The 18,294-nt window shown below is 63.0% G+C and carries 18 protein-coding genes; 11 read left to right on the forward strand and 7 right to left on the reverse strand.

The window, feature by feature from the left end:
- Window positions 1–61: 61 nt before the first annotated feature.
- From ATY75_RS02055 to ATY75_RS02080, 6 genes are all read right to left on the reverse strand, one after another.
- Entirely contained in the window at window positions 62–424 is a 363-nt protein-coding gene (locus ATY75_RS02055) for a hypothetical protein (protein ID WP_190241301.1), read from the reverse strand.
- Between the two features lie 87 nt (window positions 425–511).
- Entirely contained in the window at window positions 512–1,468 is a 957-nt protein-coding gene (locus ATY75_RS02060) for a glyoxylate/hydroxypyruvate reductase A (RefSeq protein ID WP_088936283.1), read from the reverse strand.
- Between the two features lie 8 nt (window positions 1,469–1,476).
- On the reverse strand, window positions 1,477–3,114 hold the full coding sequence (locus tag ATY75_RS02065) for an ABC transporter ATP-binding protein (RefSeq protein ID WP_088936284.1): 1,638 nt from the start codon (window positions 3,112–3,114) through the stop codon (window positions 1,477–1,479).
- Window positions 3,111–4,259 carry an ABC transporter permease gene (locus ATY75_RS02070; RefSeq protein ID WP_064835778.1) on the reverse strand — a complete coding sequence of 383 codons (1,149 nt, stop codon included), beginning with the start codon at window positions 4,257–4,259 and terminating at the stop codon, window positions 3,111–3,113. Before ATY75_RS02070 ends, ATY75_RS02065 begins: the two co-directional genes overlap by 4 nt.
- Window positions 4,259–5,347 (reverse strand): microcin C ABC transporter permease YejB, encoded by a 1,089-nt coding sequence (locus ATY75_RS02075; protein WP_088936285.1) that lies wholly within the window; start codon window positions 5,345–5,347, stop codon window positions 4,259–4,261. The genes ATY75_RS02070 and ATY75_RS02075 overlap by 1 nt, the downstream gene beginning before the upstream one ends.
- Before the next feature lie 150 nt (window positions 5,348–5,497).
- Window positions 5,498–7,330, reverse strand: a complete 1,833-nt coding sequence (locus ATY75_RS02080; protein ID WP_088936286.1) for an extracellular solute-binding protein — start codon at window positions 7,328–7,330, stop codon at window positions 5,498–5,500.
- A gap of 212 nt (window positions 7,331–7,542) precedes the next feature.
- Here ATY75_RS02080 and mepA point away from each other — a divergent pair, with 212 nt between their 5' ends.
- The 6 genes from mepA (at window position 7,543) to ATY75_RS02110 (ending at window position 13,534) form a co-directional block, all read left to right on the forward strand.
- Window positions 7,543–8,619 carry a penicillin-insensitive murein endopeptidase gene (gene mepA / locus ATY75_RS02085; protein ID WP_088936287.1) on the forward strand — a complete coding sequence of 359 codons (1,077 nt, stop codon included), beginning with the start codon at window positions 7,543–7,545 and terminating at the stop codon, window positions 8,617–8,619.
- Between the two features lie 105 nt (window positions 8,620–8,724).
- On the forward strand, window positions 8,725–9,105 hold the full coding sequence (locus ATY75_RS02090; protein ID WP_064835770.1) for a methylglyoxal synthase: 381 nt from the start codon (window positions 8,725–8,727) through the stop codon (window positions 9,103–9,105).
- A 17-nt stretch (window positions 9,106–9,122) separates the two neighbouring features.
- Window positions 9,123–10,148, forward strand: a complete 1,026-nt coding sequence (locus ATY75_RS02095; protein WP_088936288.1) for a glucokinase — start codon at window positions 9,123–9,125, stop codon at window positions 10,146–10,148.
- Between the two features lie 101 nt (window positions 10,149–10,249).
- Entirely contained in the window at window positions 10,250–12,037 is a 1,788-nt protein-coding gene (locus ATY75_RS02100; protein WP_088936289.1) for an ABC transporter ATP-binding protein, read from the forward strand.
- Window positions 12,038–12,052: 15 nt separating this feature from the next.
- Window positions 12,053–12,877 carry a 4-hydroxy-tetrahydrodipicolinate reductase gene (dapB, locus tag ATY75_RS02105; protein WP_088936290.1) on the forward strand — a complete coding sequence of 275 codons (825 nt, stop codon included), beginning with the start codon at window positions 12,053–12,055 and terminating at the stop codon, window positions 12,875–12,877.
- Between the two features lie 21 nt (window positions 12,878–12,898).
- A complete protein-coding gene (locus ATY75_RS02110) occupies window positions 12,899–13,534 on the forward strand; it encodes a 2,3-bisphosphoglycerate-dependent phosphoglycerate mutase (RefSeq protein WP_064835763.1) in 636 nt (211 codons plus the stop codon).
- Window positions 13,535–13,574: 40 nt separating this feature from the next.
- On the opposite strand, the gene phnF is transcribed toward ATY75_RS02110, so the two are convergent.
- Window positions 13,575–14,312 carry a phosphonate metabolism transcriptional regulator PhnF gene (gene phnF / locus ATY75_RS02115; protein WP_088936291.1) on the reverse strand — a complete coding sequence of 246 codons (738 nt, stop codon included), beginning with the start codon at window positions 14,310–14,312 and terminating at the stop codon, window positions 13,575–13,577.
- A 110-nt stretch (window positions 14,313–14,422) separates the two neighbouring features.
- Between phnF and phnG the strand changes: the two genes are divergently transcribed.
- From phnG to phnK, 5 genes are read left to right on the forward strand one after another with little or no spacing between them, the layout of a single operon-like run.
- The gene (gene phnG, locus ATY75_RS02120; RefSeq protein ID WP_088936292.1) at window positions 14,423–14,899 is read left to right on the forward strand and encodes a phosphonate C-P lyase system protein PhnG; all 477 of its coding nucleotides are present in this window, start codon (window positions 14,423–14,425) and stop codon (window positions 14,897–14,899) included.
- The gene (phnH, locus tag ATY75_RS02125) at window positions 14,899–15,507 is read left to right on the forward strand and encodes a phosphonate C-P lyase system protein PhnH (RefSeq protein WP_088936293.1); all 609 of its coding nucleotides are present in this window, start codon (window positions 14,899–14,901) and stop codon (window positions 15,505–15,507) included. The genes phnG and phnH overlap by 1 nt, the downstream gene beginning before the upstream one ends.
- Before the next feature lie 4 nt (window positions 15,508–15,511).
- Window positions 15,512–16,618, forward strand: a complete 1,107-nt coding sequence (locus ATY75_RS02130) for a carbon-phosphorus lyase complex subunit PhnI (protein WP_088936294.1) — start codon at window positions 15,512–15,514, stop codon at window positions 16,616–16,618.
- Window positions 16,615–17,490 (forward strand): alpha-D-ribose 1-methylphosphonate 5-phosphate C-P-lyase PhnJ, encoded by an 876-nt coding sequence (locus tag ATY75_RS02135; RefSeq protein ID WP_088936295.1) that lies wholly within the window; start codon window positions 16,615–16,617, stop codon window positions 17,488–17,490. Before ATY75_RS02130 ends, ATY75_RS02135 begins: the two co-directional genes overlap by 4 nt.
- Complete coding sequence (phnK, locus tag ATY75_RS02140; protein ID WP_088936296.1) at window positions 17,487–18,263, forward strand: phosphonate C-P lyase system protein PhnK; 777 nt, start codon at window positions 17,487–17,489, stop codon at window positions 18,261–18,263. The genes ATY75_RS02135 and phnK overlap by 4 nt, the downstream gene beginning before the upstream one ends.
- Window positions 18,264–18,294: the final 31 nt, after the last annotated feature.

Genomic DNA, 18,294 nt, shown 5'->3' on the forward strand with positions numbered 1-18,294 from the left:
AAATCAATAAACATCCCGCCGCGGTACGGCGGCGGGATGCGGAAGATCATCCGCCGAAGGCTTATTGCGCTGGCGCGGCGGGCTGGGCCGGCGTTGCGGGCGTGACGCCGGGGGCGGCCGGTGTCGCGTTTGGCGTCTCTGTGGGAACCGCAGTGCCGTTTTGCATGGTCGGCGCAGGGGTTCCAGGCTGCTGCGACTGCAGCTGCTGGCCTGGCTGCTGCGGCGCTACCTCGTTTGCTTCGCGTTTGCCCCAGATCTCGACGGGGATCCAGACCACGAAAGCGAGCACCAGTGCGGCGAGCAGCACCAGCAGAATGCGATAACCCGTGCGCCCCTGCCGTGCCTTCACCGGCGGGATCTGCTCTTCCTTGTGAAGCTTGCCGTCAGACTTTTCCCAGCGTGTTTCCGTCTGATGCACCATCATCGTCTCCTTCCGCTGTCTTAACGGACCGATCCGGCCCGAAGAACTTCCGCAGAGAAAACGGGTGGCTGTATGGAAGGTTCCCGGCGCCTAATAGCCGGCGGCGCGGTCGACCACGAATTGCAGCGGCTCGCCGCGCTCGAACCGGGCGATCTGCGTCTCGACGTGACGGAACAGCGCGTTTTCTTCCGAGACCGCCGCGTCGTGCGGCGTGATGAAGACGTTCTCCAATTCCCACAACGGATCGTCGGGGCTGAGCGGCTCCGTCTCGAAGACATCGAGCGAGGCACCGCCGAGGGTGCCACTGCGGATTGAAGAAACGATGTCAGCCTCGACCTGGCTCTTGCCGCGGCCAGCATTGATGAAGACCGGCCCCCCGAGCGCGCCGTTGCGGCGCAGCCTCTTAAATAGCCCGCTATCATAAAAACCTGTCGTCTCGGGCGTCAGCGGCAGCAGGCCGACAAGGATGTCGGTCTTTCCGAGGAACGCGTCCAGCGCGCCGGCATCGAAGGTTTCGACGCCGTCGATCTCCTTGCGTGTGCGTGACCAGCCGATGACATCGAAACCCATCACCTTCAGCTTGGCGGCCGCATCCTGGCCGAGCACGCCGAGGCCCATGACGCCGACGGTCACCTCGGCCGCCTCCGGCGCGATCAGCTTGGCCCATTCACGGCGCCGCTGATGGCTGTCATGCGCATATTGCCCGCGCAGGTGCATCAGGCACTGCATGACCACCCATTCGCTCATGCGGGTCGTCAGGCTGCGATCGACGAAACGCACGATCGGGATTTCGGGCAGGCCGTGCATGCCGATGATATGGTCGACGCCGGCGCCGCCGGAGAAGATCACCTTGAGGTTCGGCGCGCGAGCGAAAAGGTCGGCATCCGGCTTCCAGACCAGCGCATATTCGGCCTCGCAGAGGTCGCGCCCCCGATCGGCCGGATCGGCGAGGTTGATGCTGCCGCGATCGGCAAAGGCCGTCTCCAGCGCGCGGGCGACGCCTTCGGGATTGAACTTGATATCGACGAGAACGGGAGGTGTCGGCATGATGATCTTTACTGTTGCACGGCTGGTGTCGACACCGCCTCGATGTTGAAGGCGGCCGCCATCAGCGCCCTGGTGTATTCGTCCTTCGGCGCACGGAAGATTTCCGATGATGGGCCCTGCTCCACCACCTTGCCGAAACGCATGACGATGACGTCGTTGGCCAGCGCCTTCACCACCTTCAGGTCGTGGCTGATGAAGAGATAGGCGAGGTCATGCTTCTTCTGCAGATCGCGCAGGAGATCGACCACCTGAGCCTGCACGCTCATGTCGAGTGCGGAGGTCGGCTCGTCGAGCATGACGAAGCGCGGCTTCAGCACCATGGCGCGGGCAATGGCGATACGCTGGCGCTGGCCGCCGGAAAATTCGTGCGGATAGCGCCACCGGGTCAGGGGATCGAGACCGACTTCCTCCAGCGCCCAACAGACCCGCTGGTCGCGCTCTTCCGACGTCGCCGAGCGCTCATGCACCTTCAGCCCTTCGGCGACGATATCGCCGACCGACATGCGCGGGCTGAGCGACCCGTAGGGATCCTGGAAGACCACCTGCAGCTGGTTGCGCAGCGGCCGCATCTCGCTGAAAGAATAGCCGGCTATATCCTTGCCGACGAAGGCGATCCGCCCTTGCGAGGAAATCAGCCGGGTGAGCGCCAGGCCGAGCGTGGTCTTGCCGGAACCGGACTCGCCGACGACGCCGAGCGTCTGCCCGGCGCGCAGCGAAAGATCGATGCCGTCGACCGCCTTCACGTGATCGACGACGCGGCGCATCAGGCCCGCCTTGATCGGGAACCAGACGCGAATGTCGGACCCCTCCATCACCATCGGTTTTGCGGGGTCGGCAAGCGGCGGCTCGCCACGCGGCTCGGAGGCGAGGAGGTGGCGGGTATAGTCGTGCTTCGGATTGGCGAAGACCTCTTCGACCGTTCCGGTTTCGACGATCCTGCCCTTGGTCATGACGCAGACCCGATCGGCGAATTTGCGCACGATGCCGAGATCATGGGTGATAAACAGCATCGACATGCCGTGCTCGCCCTTCAACTGCCGAAGCAATTCGAGGATCTGCGCCTGCACGGTGACGTCGAGGGCGGTGGTCGGCTCGTCGGCGATCAGCAGTTCCGGCCGGTTGGCGAGGGCCATGGCGATCATGACGCGCTGGCGCTGGCCGCCTGACAGTTCGTGCGGATAGGCCTTCAATCGCTTTTCCGGCTCGCGGATGCCAACCTGGTTCAACAATTCCAGGATGCGCTGGCGCGCCGGCTGGCCGGTGAGACCCTGGTGCAGCGCCAGAATCTCGGCGATCTGCTTCTCGATCGTATGAAGCGGATTGAGCGAGGTCATCGGCTCCTGGAAGATCATGGTGATGTCGTTGCCGCGCACCTCGCGCAGCGCCCGCTCCGACGCCTTCAACAGGTCCTTGCCCTTGAACAGGATCTCGCCGGAGGGATGGCTCGCCGAGGGATAGGGCAGAAGCCGCAGGATCGAGTTGGCCGAAACCGACTTGCCGGAGCCGGATTCGCCGACCAGCGCCACGACTTCACCCTCGGCGATATCGAAGGAGATATGATCGACGGCAAGCGAGGTCTGGCCGCCCTGATGAAAGGCAACCGAGAGATCGCGGACGGAAAGGAGCGGTTCTGTCATGTCACTCATTGAAACGTCTTCCTCGGGTCGAAGGCATCGCGCACGGCTTCGCCGATGAAGATCAGCAGGGACAGCATGATCGACATGGCGAAGAAGGCCGTCAGCCCGAGCCATGGCGCCTGCAGGTTGCTTTTGCCCTGGGCGATCATCTCGCCGAGCGAAGGGGAGCCAGGCGGCATGCCGAAGCCGAGGAAATCCAGCGAGGTCAGCGTCGTGATCGATCCGGAGAGGATGAAGGGCAGGAAGGTCAGCGTCGCCACCATGGCGTTCGGCAGCATGTGGCGCCACATGATGGTGCGGTTGTTGACACCGAGCGCGCGGGCGGCGCGGACATATTCGAAATTGCGGGCGCGCAGGAATTCGGCGCGCACGATGCCGACGAAGCCGACCCAGGAAAAGAGCAGCATGATGCCGAGCAGCACGAAGAAGCCGGGCGGCAGAATGGCGGCGATGATGAGCAGGATGTAAAGCACCGGCATCGACGACCAGATCTCGATGAAGCGCTGCAGCAGGAGATCGGTCCAGCCGCCGAAATAGCCCTGCACGGCGCCTGCCGTCACGCCAATGATCGCCGAGCAGATGGTCAGAGCCAGGCCGAAGAGCACCGATATACGGAAGCCGTAGATGACGCGCGCCAGCACGTCGCGCGCCTGGTCGTCGGTGCCGAGCCAGTTGAGATTGCCGAGCGTGCAGGCAGGATCGTTCACCCCTTCAGGATAACCGGAGCACCGCTCCTCCTTGCTCATCAGCCAGAAGGGGGCGGTCGGCGCCGAATGCGGAATGTTCGAGTTGACCGAGCGGTAGGAATAGCGGATCGGCGGCCAGACCATCCAGCCATTGGCATTGATCTCGTCTGCGATCACCGAAGATCGGTAATCGGTCTCGGCGAGAAAGCCGCCGAACTTCTCCTCCGGATAGTCGACCAGAACCGGAAACAGGATCTCGCCCTTGTAGGAGGCGATGATCGGCCGGTCGTTGGCGAGGAATTCGGCAAACAGGCTGAGGATGAACAGCAGCAGGAACAGCCACAGCGACCAGTAACCACGGCCGTTCGCCCGGAAATTCTGCCAGCGGCGAATGTTGGTCGGTGACAGCAGGCCCTTGCGCGGCGGCTTGACGGGTGTTGCGACAGCAGGATTTGCGGCGGCGTCCATCAGACATCCCTCCGCTCGAAATCGATGCGCGGATCGATCCAGGTGTAGATCAGGTCGGAAACCAGGCTGACGACGAGGCCGAGCAGCGAGAAGATGTAGAGCGTGGCGAAGACGATCGGATAGTCCCGGTTGACCACCGAGAGATAACCGAGGCGGCCAAGGCCATCCAGCGAGAAGATATTTTCGATGAGCAGCGAGCCGGTAAAGAAGGCGGAGATGAAAGCGCCGGGAAAACCGGCGATGATGATCAGCATGGCATTGCGGAACACGTGGCCATAAAGCACCTGCCGCTCATTCAGGCCCTTGGCGCGGGCGGTGACCACATATTGTTTCTTGATCTCCTCGATGAAGGAGTTCTTCGTCAAGAGCGTTGTCGTGGCGAAGGCGGCCAGCGACAGCGAGATCAGCGGCAAGGTGAGGTGCCAGAAATAATCGAGCGGCTTCTGCCACCAGGCGAGCTGGTCGAAATTGTCGGAGACCAGGCCACGCAGCGGGAACCAGTCGTAGAACGAGCCGCCGGCGAAAAGCACGATCAGGAGAATGCCGAAGAGGAAGCTCGGCACGGCGTAACCGATGACGATGACGCCGGATGTCCAGACGTCGAAGGTCGATCCATCCCTGATCGCCTTGCGGATGCCGAGCGGGATGGAGATGGCATAGGAGAAGATCAGGATCCAGATGCCGAGCGAGATCGACACCGGCAGCTTCTCCTTGATGAGATCGAGCACGGAGGTATTGCGGAAGAAGCTCTCGCCGAAATCGAAGCGGATATAATTCCACATCATCTCGCCGAAACGCGTCAGCGGCGGCTTGTCGAAGCCGAACTGCTTTTCCAGCTTGGCGATCAGCTCCGGATCGAGGCCCTGGGCGCCGCGATATTTGGAGCCTTCGTCGATGCCGCCGCCGCCTGGAAGATCGCCGCCGCCGGACAGGCGCTGGTCGGCACTATCGGCCTGACCGGTCAATTGGGCGATGACCTGCTCGACCGGCCCGCCGGGGGCGAACTGAATGACGATGAAGGAAATCGCCATGATGCCGACGATGGTCGGGATCATCAAAAGCAGACGGCGAATGACATAGGCGCCCATCAGCCTTCAGCCTCCGGGAATGTATTTCTTGTCTGCCCGCCGTCCAGTCCAATGCCGCTCAATCCGCCAGCCTTCCCTTGCCGGCCCCGCCGGCGTGTCGTGATTCGTTCGTTCCATTTGGAGCCGAGGGCCCCTGCATTGCAAGCCCGCTCATTTTGCCGAGGTGGACCACCAAGCATCGGGGAAGCCAAGGCTGTAGGCCGGAAACTCAGCCGGATGCGTGACAGTGTTCCAATAGGCGATGTTATAGGTATCGCGGTAAAACAGCGGAATGACGTAGTGATTTGCCAGCAATACTCGGTCCATCGCCTTGATCGCGGCAACCTGCTCATCGCGGTTGGGGGCGAAGATAATCATGCGTATGAGTTCATCCACCGCCGGGTTGGCAATACCGGCATAATTGTGAGAGCCTTGCTGGTTGACCGAGCCGGATCCCCAATAGTCTGCCTGCTCGTTGCCCGGGTTCATCGTCTCTGCCCAGACATTCCAGATCATGTCGTAATCAAAGCTGCGTTCGCGGTTGACGGCTTGCGAGGCGTCGACCGTGCGCACCCGCGCATCGATGCCGATTTTCTTGAGATTGTTGGCATAGGGCACCGCCCAGCGTTCCAATATGGGGCTCGACAACAGGATCTCGAAACTCATCGGCTGACCGGACTTGCTATTGACCATGCGATTGCTCTTGATCTCCCATCCAGCTTCTTTCAGCAGTGCAATCGCCTTGCGCAGGTTGTCGCGGCTCTTCTGCGGATCGCCGCCGACAGGATTGGTGTAGGGCGTCGTGAAGACCTCCGGCGGAACCTTGTCCTTCATGGCCTGCAGTATTTCCAGTTCACGTCCCTGCGGCAGGCCGGATGAGGCGAGTTCGGTGTTCCAGAAGTAGCTGTCGATGCGCTTGTAGCTGTTGAAGGCAACGGTCCGGTTCAGTTCCTCGAAATCGAGGCCGTAATTCAGCGCCTCACGGACCCGCTGGTCCTTGAAAAGATCACGCCGCATATTGGGCACGAGCGCTTGCAGGATGCCGGTGGAGCGCAGCGGATTTGCAACCTCTTCCTTCTTGATGCGCCCTTCCTTCACTGCGGGAAAATCATATCCCGTCGCCCAGCGGGAAGCCGTCGTCTCCTGCCAATAGTCGCTATTGCCGGCGCGGAAGGCTTCGAACTCGACATCCCGATCACCGAAATAAGTGTAGATAATATTGCGAAAATTGTTCTGGCCGACATTCACATTGAGGTCCTTGCCCCAATAGTCGTCACGCAACTCATAGCGGATTGTTGCGCCGGGCGAAAAGGAAGCGATCTTGTAAGGCCCAGAACCCATCACGGGCTCCAACGTCGTCTTGGTGATGTCGCGCGGCTTGCCATCCGGTCCGGGCGCTTCCCACCAATGTTTCGGCACAATCATCAGCTGGCCGAGAATGTTGGGCAGCTCACGATTGTTCTTCTCGTCGAAGGTGAACGTAACGTCGCGCTCGCCGGTCTTTTCCGCCTTGATAACGTGATGATAATAGTTGCCGGCAAGGGGGTTCAGTTCCTTGGTCTTATCAAGACTGAAGATGACGTCTTCGGGGGTTACAGGCTGACCATCTGCCCATTTCGCCTCTTTGCGCAAGCGAAAGGTCGCGCTGGAGACGTCAGCGGGATAGGATAATCCCTCGGCAAGCAGACCGTAGGAGACGAGGAGTTCATCATCCGCCGGCTTCATCAACGTGTCGTAGGCAAGCGACAGTCCTATCGCTATCTGGCCTTTTGCCAACAGCGGATTGAAGGTGTCGAAGGCGCCGCTGGCGGAAAGACGCAGGTCTCCGCCCTTTGGAGCATCGCGATTGACGTAGTCGAAATGCGCAAAGCCCGGTTTGTACTTCATCTCGCTGATGACGGAGCTGCCGATCTGAAAGGGCTGGTCCTGACCCGTTGCCGTCATGGGCGCCAGGATCCCCGCCAGCGATGCAAACAAACCGATCTTCGACCACAAAGCCGCCATTCACACTTTCCCCTCATTATTGGTGGGTTCGACAATACGAAAAATACAGGCGAAAAACAGGTAAGAGTTTGGTTTTTGCCGGACTCGCGAAAATTTGAGCCATTGGCATCATCCCTCTCGCACTCCTTCCATCCCCGCCCGCCAAAACATCGATTCACCAAAATCACTTTTCACGATAGATTCAAACGCAAATCACTTCTCAAGGAAACAGCATGGCTTTCGGCTTCGCTCAGGCTTTCAGGACATTCGGCAAACTGGCGCTTGCCGGCGCAATCGGCGCAAGCCTTGCCGCCGGCGATGTCGGGGCTGAACAGAGGACGCCGAGCCCTGGCAGTGCCAAGGGGCAGTTCGGCGCAGTCAGCCTGCCGACGCAGGGCTCGGCGCAGCCGATCGGCTTTTACGCCAAGGGCTGCATGACGGGTGCGGTGGCGCTTCCCACAGACGGGCCGACCTGGGAGGCGATGCGGCTTTCGCGCAATCGCCGCTGGGGCAATCCGGCGATGATCGCGCTGCTCGAACGTCTTTCGCAGGATGGGGTCAAATATGCCGGCTGGCCGGGCCTTCTCGTCGGCGACATCGCGCAGCCGCGCGGCGGACCGATGTTCAACGGTCATGCCTCGCACCAGATCGGCCTCGATGCCGACGTCTGGTTCACACCGATGCCGGCGCGGCGCATGACGGCCAAGGAGCGTGAGGATCTGCCGTTCACCACGATGCTGCAGAAGGACAAGTTCCTGACCGTCGACCCCAATGTGTGGACGCAATCGCGGGCGCGGCTGCTGATGCTGGCGGCAAGCTATCCCGAGGTCGAGCGCATCTTCGTCAACCCGGCAATTAAGAAGAAGATGTGCGACACCTGGACGGGCGACCGCACCAATCTCGGCAAGCTCCGGCCGGAATATGGCCATGACTCGCATTTCCACATCCGCATCAAATGCCCGGCCGGTGCGGCCGGATGCACGCCGCAAGCGCCTGTTGCAGCCGGTGACGGCTGCGACAAGTCGCTCGCCTGGTGGTTCACGCCGGCCCCCTGGGCCGCGCCGAAGCCGCCCAAGCCCGGCGCCAAGCCGCCGAAGCCGCCGCGCGAAATGATTGTTTCCGACCTGCCGAAGGCCTGTGCCGCCGTGCTCGACGCCGCTTCCGTCAGTTCGATGCAGGCCGCCACTTATGGCGGGCCCTCGGCCGCAAGCGCGCTCACCGCCGCTCCGGCAGCAGAGCCGGCCGCCGATGAGGAAGAAGAATTGCCGGATGTCGGCCCGGTTCCGAACGACAAGCCGGCGATCCAATGACGGTGCCTGAGGGGCTGAGGCGGGCGGAAGAGGCGCTGTCTTTCAAATCGCACATTCTTGGTATAGAAGCGGTCAAATCGATTGAATTGGGCGGAGATGGGGTTCATGGCCGGCGGCAAGTGCCTTGCTTTGATTGCACATGACCAGAAGAAAGACGATATGGCGGATTTCGCCCGCGCCAACAGGGATATTCTCTCCGGCTGGAAGATCGTCGCCACCGGTACGACCGGCGGGCGGGTGCTCGATGCCGCTCCGGATCTCGACGTCACCAGATTGAAAAGCGGACCGCTCGGCGGCGACCAGCAGATCGGCGCGCTGATTTCGACCGGCGAGGTCGATGCCCTGATCTTCTTTGTCGACCCGTTGACGCCGATGCCGCACGATGTCGACGTCAAGGCGCTGATGCGGCTCGCCATCGTTTACGATATTCCGATGGCGCTCAACCACGCGACCGCTATAAAACTTCTTCCCACACTCGAAGCCTGATCAGCACGGAACCGGCCATGCCAAAACCGAACCACAGCACCGCTCCGCTGCCCTTCCCGATCCTGATCGGCGATATCGGCGGCACCAATGCCCGCTTTTCCATCCTGACCGATGCCTATGCCGAGCCGAAGCAGTTTCCGAACGTGCGCACGGCGGATTTCGCGACGATCGACGAGGCGATTCAAAAGGGCGTGCTCGACAAGACGGCCGTGCAGCCGCGCTCGGCGATCCTTGCCGTCGCCGGCCCGATCAACGACGACGAAATCCCGCTGACCAATTGCGACTGGGTGGTGCGGCCAAAGACGATGATCGAGGGCCTCGGAATGGAGGACGTGCTCGTCGTCAACGATTTCGAGGCGCAGGCGCTCGCCGTCGCCGCCCTTTCGGATGAGAACCGCGAACGCATCGGCGACGCCACCGGCGATATGATCGCGTCCCGCGTCGTGCTCGGGCCCGGCACCGGTCTCGGTGTCGGCGGGCTGGTGCATGCCCAGCACAGCTGGATCCCGGTTCCCGGCGAAGGCGGCCATGTCGATCTCGGACCGCGCAGCAAGCGCGACTATCAACTCTTCCCGCATATCGAGACGATCGAAGGCCGCGTCTCGGCCGAGCAGATCCTCTGCGGGCGCGGCCTCGTCAATCTCTACCATGCCATCTGCGTGGTCGACGGCATCCAGCCGACGATGAAGGACCCGGCCGACATCACCTCGCACGCGCTTGCCGGCAGCGACAAGGCGGCGATCGAGACCGTGTCGCTGTTCGCCACCTATCTCGGCCGGGTGGCGGGCGACATGGCGATGGTGTTCATGGCGCGCGGCGGCGTTTATCTCTCAGGCGGCATTTCGCAGAAGATCCTCCCGGCGCTGAAGAGACCGGAATTCCGGTTGGCCTTCGAGGACAAGGCGCCACATTCGGCGCTGCTTCGCACCATCCCGACCTATGTGGTGACGCATCCGCTGGCAGCGCTTGCCGGGCTCTCTTCCTATGCGCGCATGCCGGCGAATTTCGGCGTCTCGACGGAAGGCCGCCGCTGGCGACGCTGAGCCCGGCGCTCTAGCCAAACCAATCCCAACTCTTTATAGAGCCGGCAAAAGTACGCGTCGCCCCCTGCGCCGCGTTCGGTGCGAGACAGGAAACCCGATTTTTGGAAGCGGCGGAAAGCAGAACGCAGAGCGTCAGCAGCGATACCGTAACCGGCATCCTGAAGCGCATCATCGCTGAAAACGGCCGCGACCATCTCTGGGGCTATGTCTTTGCGATTGCCTGCCTGATCGTGGTGGCGCTTTCGACGGCGTTTACCGCCTGGATCATGCGGGCGATTATCGACGAGGCCTTCGCCAACCGGCGCGCCGACGTCGTCTGGATCATCTGTCTTTCGATCTTCATCGCCTTCGTGCTGCGCGGGTTTGCAAGCTACGGCCAGGCCGTGGCGCTGTCCAAGGTGGGCAACGATATCGTCGCGCGCTACCAGCGCCGGCTTTATTCGCATCTGATGACGCTTTCGGTCGGCTTCTTCAGCGAGGCCCGCTCCGCTCATATCGCCGCGCAGGTCAGCCAGAACGTCAGCGGCATCCGCGACGTGCTCAACCTGACGATCACCTCGACGGTGCGCGACCTTTTGACCTTCGTTTCGCTGCTGGCAGTAATGATCCTCCAGGATCCATTGCTCAGCCTTGCGGTGTTCATCATGGCGCCGCCGCTGCTTTATGCGCTGCGCTATGTTTCCAAGCGGCTGCGCTCGGCAACGCGCGAGGCGGTGCATTTGAACAGCCACGTTCTCGGCGCCATGCAGGAGACGATCCAGGGCATCGCCATCGTGAAAGCCTTCACGATGGAAGACGAGCTGGAACGCAAGGTCACCAAGCTCATCAAGGGCGCCGAAAACAGGGCGAACCGGATTGCCCGGCTTTCCGAGCGCACGTCGCCGCTGACCGAGAGTTTCGCGGGCTTTGCCGTCGCCAGCGTACTGGCCTATGCCGCCTACCGCTCGATCTATTACAATGTGCCGCCGGGCGCCTTCTTCTCCTTCGTCACGGCGCTGCTGCTTGCCTATGATCCGGCCCGCCGGCTTGCCCGCCTACAGGTGCAGATGGAGCGGGCCGTCGTCAACGCGCGGATGATCTACGAACTGCTCGACATGGAGCCGCGCCAGCGCGACCTGCCGGATGCAAAGCCGCTGACCGTGACGCAAGCGCGGATCGAATTCCGCAACGTTTCCTTCGGCTACGGCAATGAGAGCGTGCTGAGCGGTGTGAGTTTCATCGCCGAGGGCGGCGCGACCACGGCGTTGGTCGGCCCTTCGGGGGCCGGCAAATCCACGGTCATCAACCTCATTCCGCGCTTTTACGATCCGCGCGAGGGCGAGATCCTGATCGACGGACAGGACATCGCCCACATCACCAAGAAGTCGCTACGCCATCAGCTCGCCTATGTCTCGCAACAGCCTTACCTGTTCGAGGGCACGATCCGCGACAATATCCGCTATGGCCGGCCGGAAGCGACCGATGCCGAGGTGGAAGCGGCAGCCCGGCTTGCCTATGCACATGACTTCATCTCGGCACAGCCGCAGGGTTACGACACGCCGGTCGGCGAAAACGGCGTGACGCTTTCGGGCGGCCAGCGTCAGCGGCTGTCGATTGCGCGCGCGCTGGTGCGCAATGCGCCGATCCTGCTGCTCGACGAGGCGACCTCGGCGCTGGACACCGAATCCGAAGCGGCCGTGCAGAAGGCGCTCGACGAGGCAATGACCGGACGCACCGTCGTCGTCATCGCCCACCGGCTTTCGACCGTGGTGCGCGCCGACAAGATCGTCGTCATGCAGCAGGGCCGCGTCGTCGAGGAAGGCAATCACGAGACGCTTGCGAAGGTCAGCGACGGTCTTTACGCTCGCCTCAACAATCTGCAGCGGCCTTCGGCTTCCGATTCAAACTGACCTGGTGAGACTGACATGAGCGATGCTGCGATGAAACTGGTGGTGGTTGGGGCAGCCGGGCGCATGGGGCAGACGCTGATCCGGCTCATCCATTCGATCGAGGGCGCCACACTGCATGCCGCGGTCGAACGCAGCGGTTCGCCCTTTATCGGCAAGGATGCCGGCGAGATCGCCGGTCTCGGCCCGACGGGCGTGATCATCGGCGACGATCCGCTCCAGGCCTTCCTCGACGCCGAGGGTGTGCTCGACTTCACCTCGCCGGCCGCGACAGTGGAATTTTCGGGGCTGGCCGCGCAGGCCCGCATCGTCCATGTCGTCGGCACCACCGGCTGCTCGGACGACGACAATGCCAGGATCGAGGCGGCGGCTCGCCATGCCCGCATCGTCAAGTCAGGCAATATGAGCCTCGGCGTCAATCTGCTCAGCGTGCTCGCCGAGCAGGCCGCCCGGGCGCTCGAGCCTGCTGATTGGGACATCGAAATCCTGGAAATGCACCATAAGCATAAGGTGGATGCGCCGTCCGGCACCGCCCTTCTGCTCGGCGAGGCCGCGGCCAAGGGGCGCAATATCGATCTCGCCGCCAAATCGGTTCGCATACGTGACGGTCATACGGGCGCCCGGCAAGCCGGAACGATCGGCTTTGCGACCCTGCGCGGCGGCTCCGTCATCGGCGAGCATTCCGTGCTTTTCGCCGGCGAAGGCGAGATCGTCACCCTGTCGCACAGCGCTGCCGACCGCTCGATCTTTGCGCGCGGCGCCATCAAGGCCGCACTCTGGGCGCGCCACGAGAAGCCGGGTCTCTATTCCATGCTCGACGTGCTCGGGCTTTCTTCCCAATAACGACATATCGGAGGCATATTCATGAGCGGAACCCTCGTCCTCGTTCGCCACGGCCAGAGTGACTGGAACCTGAAGAATCTCTTCACCGGCTGGAAGGATCCCGATCTGACGGCGCTCGGCATCGAGGAAGCCAATGCCGGCGGCGCCGCACTCGCAGAATACGGGATCAAATTCGACGTCGCCTATACCTCGGTGCTGGTGCGTGCGCAGCACACGCTGAAGCTCATCCTCGACAAGGTCGGTCAGCCCGATCTCCCGACGATCCGCGACCAGGCGTTGAACGAGCGCGATTACGGCGACCTCTCCGGCCTCAACAAGGACGATGCCCGCGCCAAATGGGGCGAGGAACAAGTGCACATCTGGCGCCGTTCCTACGACGTTCCGCCGCCCGGCGGCGAAAGCCTGCGCGATACCGGCGCCCGCGTCTGGCCCTATTACCTTACCGAGATCCTGCCGCGCGTGCTTCGGGGCGAGAAAGTGCTGGTCGCCGCACACGGCAATTCGCTGCGCTCGCTGGTCATGGTGCTCGACAAGCTGACCAAGGAAGGCGTGCTGGCCCTCAATCTCGCGACCGGCGTTCCGATGGTCTACACGCTGAAGGCGGATTCGACCGTGGCGTCGAAGGAAGTCCTCGGCGACATGTCCGGCGCGCACTGAATGCAATTTGCCTTCCCTGTTCCGACAGGGAAGGCCGCCCTCAGTTCTCAATCGTGAACTGCACTCGGTCGGCCGCAAAGCGGCTGATCGAATATTGCACCGGCACACCGTCAAGATCGGTGTTCATCGCCTTGGCGATCAGCAGGATCGCGCCGGGCGTCAGCTCCAGATCGGCCAGATCGGCCGTATTCGCATGGGCGGCCGTCACTTCGGTCGTCGCACGGACATAGTCCGGCAGGCCAAGCTCGGCAAAGGCCTTGGTGATCGACTCGTGCTTGCGATAGGCTTCACCAATCCCGGCGAAGCGCTGGGCGGGAAACCAGCTCGTCGCTTTTGACACCGGCCGCTTGTCCGCCTGACGCAATGTTTCCAGCCGGATCACCTGCTCTCCCTGCTTCAGACCCAGCCACCGGGCGACCTCGGCGCTTGCTTCCTCCTGCACCTCATCGAGCAGTAGGCTGCGCATCTCGCGCGCCTGGTCGCCGATGCCTGACGTGAAGCGGGTGCGCCGGGTGATCGGGAAATTCAGCCGCTCCTTGCGCTCGATCAGCGTGCCGCGACCTTGTACCGCGCGGACGATCCCCTCCTGCGCCAAGGCCGCCAGGGCGCTGCGCACCGTGTGCCGGTTGACGCCGAATTGCAGCGCCAGGACCGTTTCCGGCGGCACCATTCCGGTTTCGTCATAGGCTCCATTGCCGATCGCCTCACGAATCCGGTCGGCAATCTGGCGCCAGAGTGCCACGCCGGTCTGCCTTTGCACCTGCTTCAATCCCGCCATTCCGCCCCCATTCCCGTGCCCGATGTCACACGCTTGTCACGACATCGATTTAAGCGTAGGTATAGCTTGTATGGTTGTCTATATCAATAGACATTTAAGAGGAAGTGGCGATGATATCGGCGGACAGGACAGACGCTGCGTCACAGACGGCATCCGGGCGCAAACGCGCCGCCGATCTGCTGGCGCGCGCGGAACGCAGCGAACTCCAGGCAGTCTGGGATGCCTTGCCGGAAAAGCCCGCAACGCATCCGGTGCGCGGGCCGCAGACCGGGCTGGTGATGGTGCGCGGCCGCATCGGCGGTGGCGGCGCCCCCTTCAACCTCGGCGAAGTGACGGTGACCCGGGCCACGGTCCGGCTCGACTCCGGCTCTGTCGGACATGCCCAGGCGCTCGGCACCGACCGTGAGAAGGCCCGGCTTGCGGCGATCTTCGACGCACTCTGGCAGGAGGAGGCGACCAAGGATTTCGTCGAACGGGCGCTGCTTTTACCGATCACTGAGCGGATCGCCGCTGCGGAACGCCGCAAGGCGGAGGAGACGGCGGCGACCCGCGTCGACTTCTTCACCATGGTCAGGGGAGACAACTGATGGGCCTGAAGACAGAAGCTCTCACCGGCGGTTTTGCCGACCCGGTCTTCCACGCCCAGAGCGTTTTCAAGATGCTGATGGACGGCATGGCCCGCCCCGGCACGATCCAGACCGTCCAGCCCGAGGCTGCGCCGCCTCTGCCGCTCGGCGTTGCCGCGGGCGCGATCGCGCTCGCACTTTGCGACCACGACACGCCGGTCTGGCTTTCCCAGGGGTTGGCGAAATCGGCCGTGCCGGAGTGGCTCGGTTTCCACACCGGCGCGCCGCTGACCACGGAGAAGGCCGAGGCGCGCTTCGCCTTCACGGAAGCGGGCACCGCGCTTTGTCCCTTCAGCCTCTTCGCCTCAGGCACGCAGGAATATCCCGACCGTTCGACGACGCTCGTGATCGAACTTTCCGAACTCGAAGGTGGGCGCAGGCTGGCGCTGATGGGTCCCGGTATTCAGAGTGTGACGGAAATTGCGCCTGTCGGCCTGCCGGAGACTTTCCTGCGGCTCTGGATCGAGAACCGCGCGCTCTTCCCGCGCGGCATCGACATCGTGCTGACATCGGGCGGGCGTTTTCTCTGCCTGCCGCGCACCACCAAGATCACAGCAACGGAGATCTGAGCTCATGTATGTTGCCGTCAAAGGTGGCGAGGCCGCCATCGCCAATGCCCACCGCCTGCTGGCCGACCGCCGCCGCGGCGACCGTTCGCTGCCGGCGATCGGCATCGACCAGATCGTGGCGCAGCTGGCCCTCGCCGTCGACCGGGTGATGGCCGAAGCCTCGCTTTTCGACCGCACGCTCGCCGCACTCGCGGTGCGCCAAGCGCGCGGCGACATGATCGAGGCGATCTTCCTTCTGCGCGCCTACCGCACGACGCTGCCGCGTTTCGGCTATTCCAGGCCGCTCGACACGGCTGATATGACGATCGAACGACGCATCTCGGCGACCTACAAGGATCTGCCGGGCGGCCAGCTTCTCGGGCCTACCTTCGACTATACGCACCGTCTGCTCGATCCCTCCCTGCTTTCAGACGAGGCGGTCGAGGCGCCCGCCCAGCGCGCCGCCGAGGCCGGCCGCGTCATGCGCGTCTCCGAGATCCTCGGCGAGGAAGGCCTGATCGAGGCTGACGGCGACATGCCCGAAGATCACCAGATCGGCGACCTGACCCGCGAGCCGATGGAATTCCCGATGACCCGCGATCTGCGCCTGCAGGCGCTCGCTCGCGGCGACGAAGGCTTCCTGCTGGCGCTCGGTTATTCCACCCAGCGCGGCTACGGCCGCAACCATCCCTTCACCGGTGAAATCCGCATCGGCGAGGTCGAGGTGGAATTCGACGTGCCCGAACTCGGTTTCGCCGTCTCGCTCGGCACGATCCAGGTCACCGAATGCCAGATGGTCAACCAGTTCAAGGGGTCCGCCAAGGCGCCGCCCCAATTCACCCGCGGCTACGGCCTGGTTTTCGGCCAGAGCGAGCGCAAGGCGATGGCGATGTCGCTGGTCGATCGCGCATTGCGGGCTGAAGAGCTCGGCGAGGACATCACCGCGCCGGCCCAGGACGAGGAATTCGTTATCTCCCATTCCGACAATGTCCAGGCGACCGGCTTCGTCGAGCACCTGAAGCTTCCGCATTATGTGGACTTCCAGGCCGAACTCGATCTCGTTCGCCGCATGCGCCGCGAATTCGAAGCCGCCCGCAACGCCGGCGAAGACATGAAGGAAGCCGCCGAATGAGCGATCTGGCCAGCTACAACTTCGCCTATCTCGACGAACAGACCAAGCGGATGATCCGCCGCGCCATCCTGAAGGCGATCGCCATTCCCGGCTATCAGGTGCCCTTCGCCTCGCGCGAAATGCCGATGCCCTACGGCTGGGGTACCGGCGGCGTGCAGGTGACGGCCTCGATCATCGGGCCCGACGACGTGCTGAAGGTCATCGACCAGGGCGCCGACGACACGACCAATGCCGTTTCCATCCGCGCTTTCTTCCAGAAGGTCGCCAATGTCGCGGTGACGACGCATACCGGCGAGGCGACGATCATCCAGACGCGCCACCGCATCCCCGAGGAAAAACTCAAGGCCGGTCAGGTACTCGTCTACCAGGTGCCGATCCCCGAGCCGCTGCGCTTCCTCGAGCCGCGCGAGACCGAGACGCGCAAGATGCATGCGCTCGAGGAATACGGCCTCATGCATGTGAAGCTCTACGAGGATATCACCCATAACGGCCGGATCTCCAGGACCTACGCCTATCCGGTGAAGGTCCACGGCCGCTACGTGATGGACCCGTCGCCGACGCCGAAATTCGACAATCCGAAGATGCACATGTCGGAGGCGCTGCAGCTCTTCGGCGCCGGCCGCGAGAAGCGCATCTATGCGGTTCCGCCCTATACCGACGTCGTCAGCCTGGATTTTGAGGATTATCCCTTCGACATCCAGCGCTTCGACAAGCCCTGCGCCCTTTGCGGCGCTGAAGATGTCTATCTCGACGAAGTGGTTCTCGACGACAAGGGCAGGCGCATGTTCGTCTGCTCCGACACCGATCATTGCGAAGACCGCCGCGCGCAGGGGCATGCCGGCGAAATGCTCGCCCGGGAGGCTGCAGAATGAGCGATATCCCGCTTCTCAAAGTCCACGACGTTTCGAAATTCTACGGCAACCGCATCGGCTGCCGCGACGTTTCCTTCGATCTCTGGCCGGGCGAAGTGCTGGCCATCGTCGGTGAGTCCGGTTCCGGCAAGACGACGCTGATGAACTGCCTCTCCACCCGGCTGCTGCCAAGCACCGGCAGCGTCGAATACCGCATGCGCGACGGCAGCTACCGCGATCTCTACCGGATGAACGAGGCCGAGCGGCGCTTCCTGATGCGCACCGATTGGGGCTTCGTGCACCAGAACCCGGCCGACGGCCTGCGCATGGCGGTGTCGGCCGGCGCCAATGTCGGCGAAAGGCTGATGGCAATCGGCGACCGGCACTACGGCAAGATCCGCGCCTCGGCGATCGACTGGCTGGAACGGGTCGAGATCGACGCCGACCGCATCGACGACCAGCCGCGCGCCTTTTCCGGCGGCATGCGCCAGCGCCTGCAGATCGCCCGCAACCTCGTCACCGGCCCGCGCCTGGTCTTCATGGACGAACCCACAGGCGGCCTCGACGTCTCGGTGCAGGCGCGCCTGCTCGATCTGGTGCGCGGCCTCGTCAACGACCTCGGCCTCTCGGCGATCGTCGTCACCCACGATCTCGCCGTCGCCCGCCTGCTCTCGCACCGGATGATGGTGATGAAGGACGGCTACGTCATCGAACACGGGCTTACCGACCGGGTGCTCGACGATCCGCGCGAACCCTACACGCAGCTGCTCGTCTCCTCGATCCTGCAGGTCTGAGCAATCGGTGCAAACCAGGAAAGAAGACATC

Origin of the sequence: Rhizobium sp. N122, assembly GCF_002211295.1 — a bacterium.
Classification (GTDB): Bacteria; Pseudomonadota; Alphaproteobacteria; order Rhizobiales; family Rhizobiaceae; genus Rhizobium.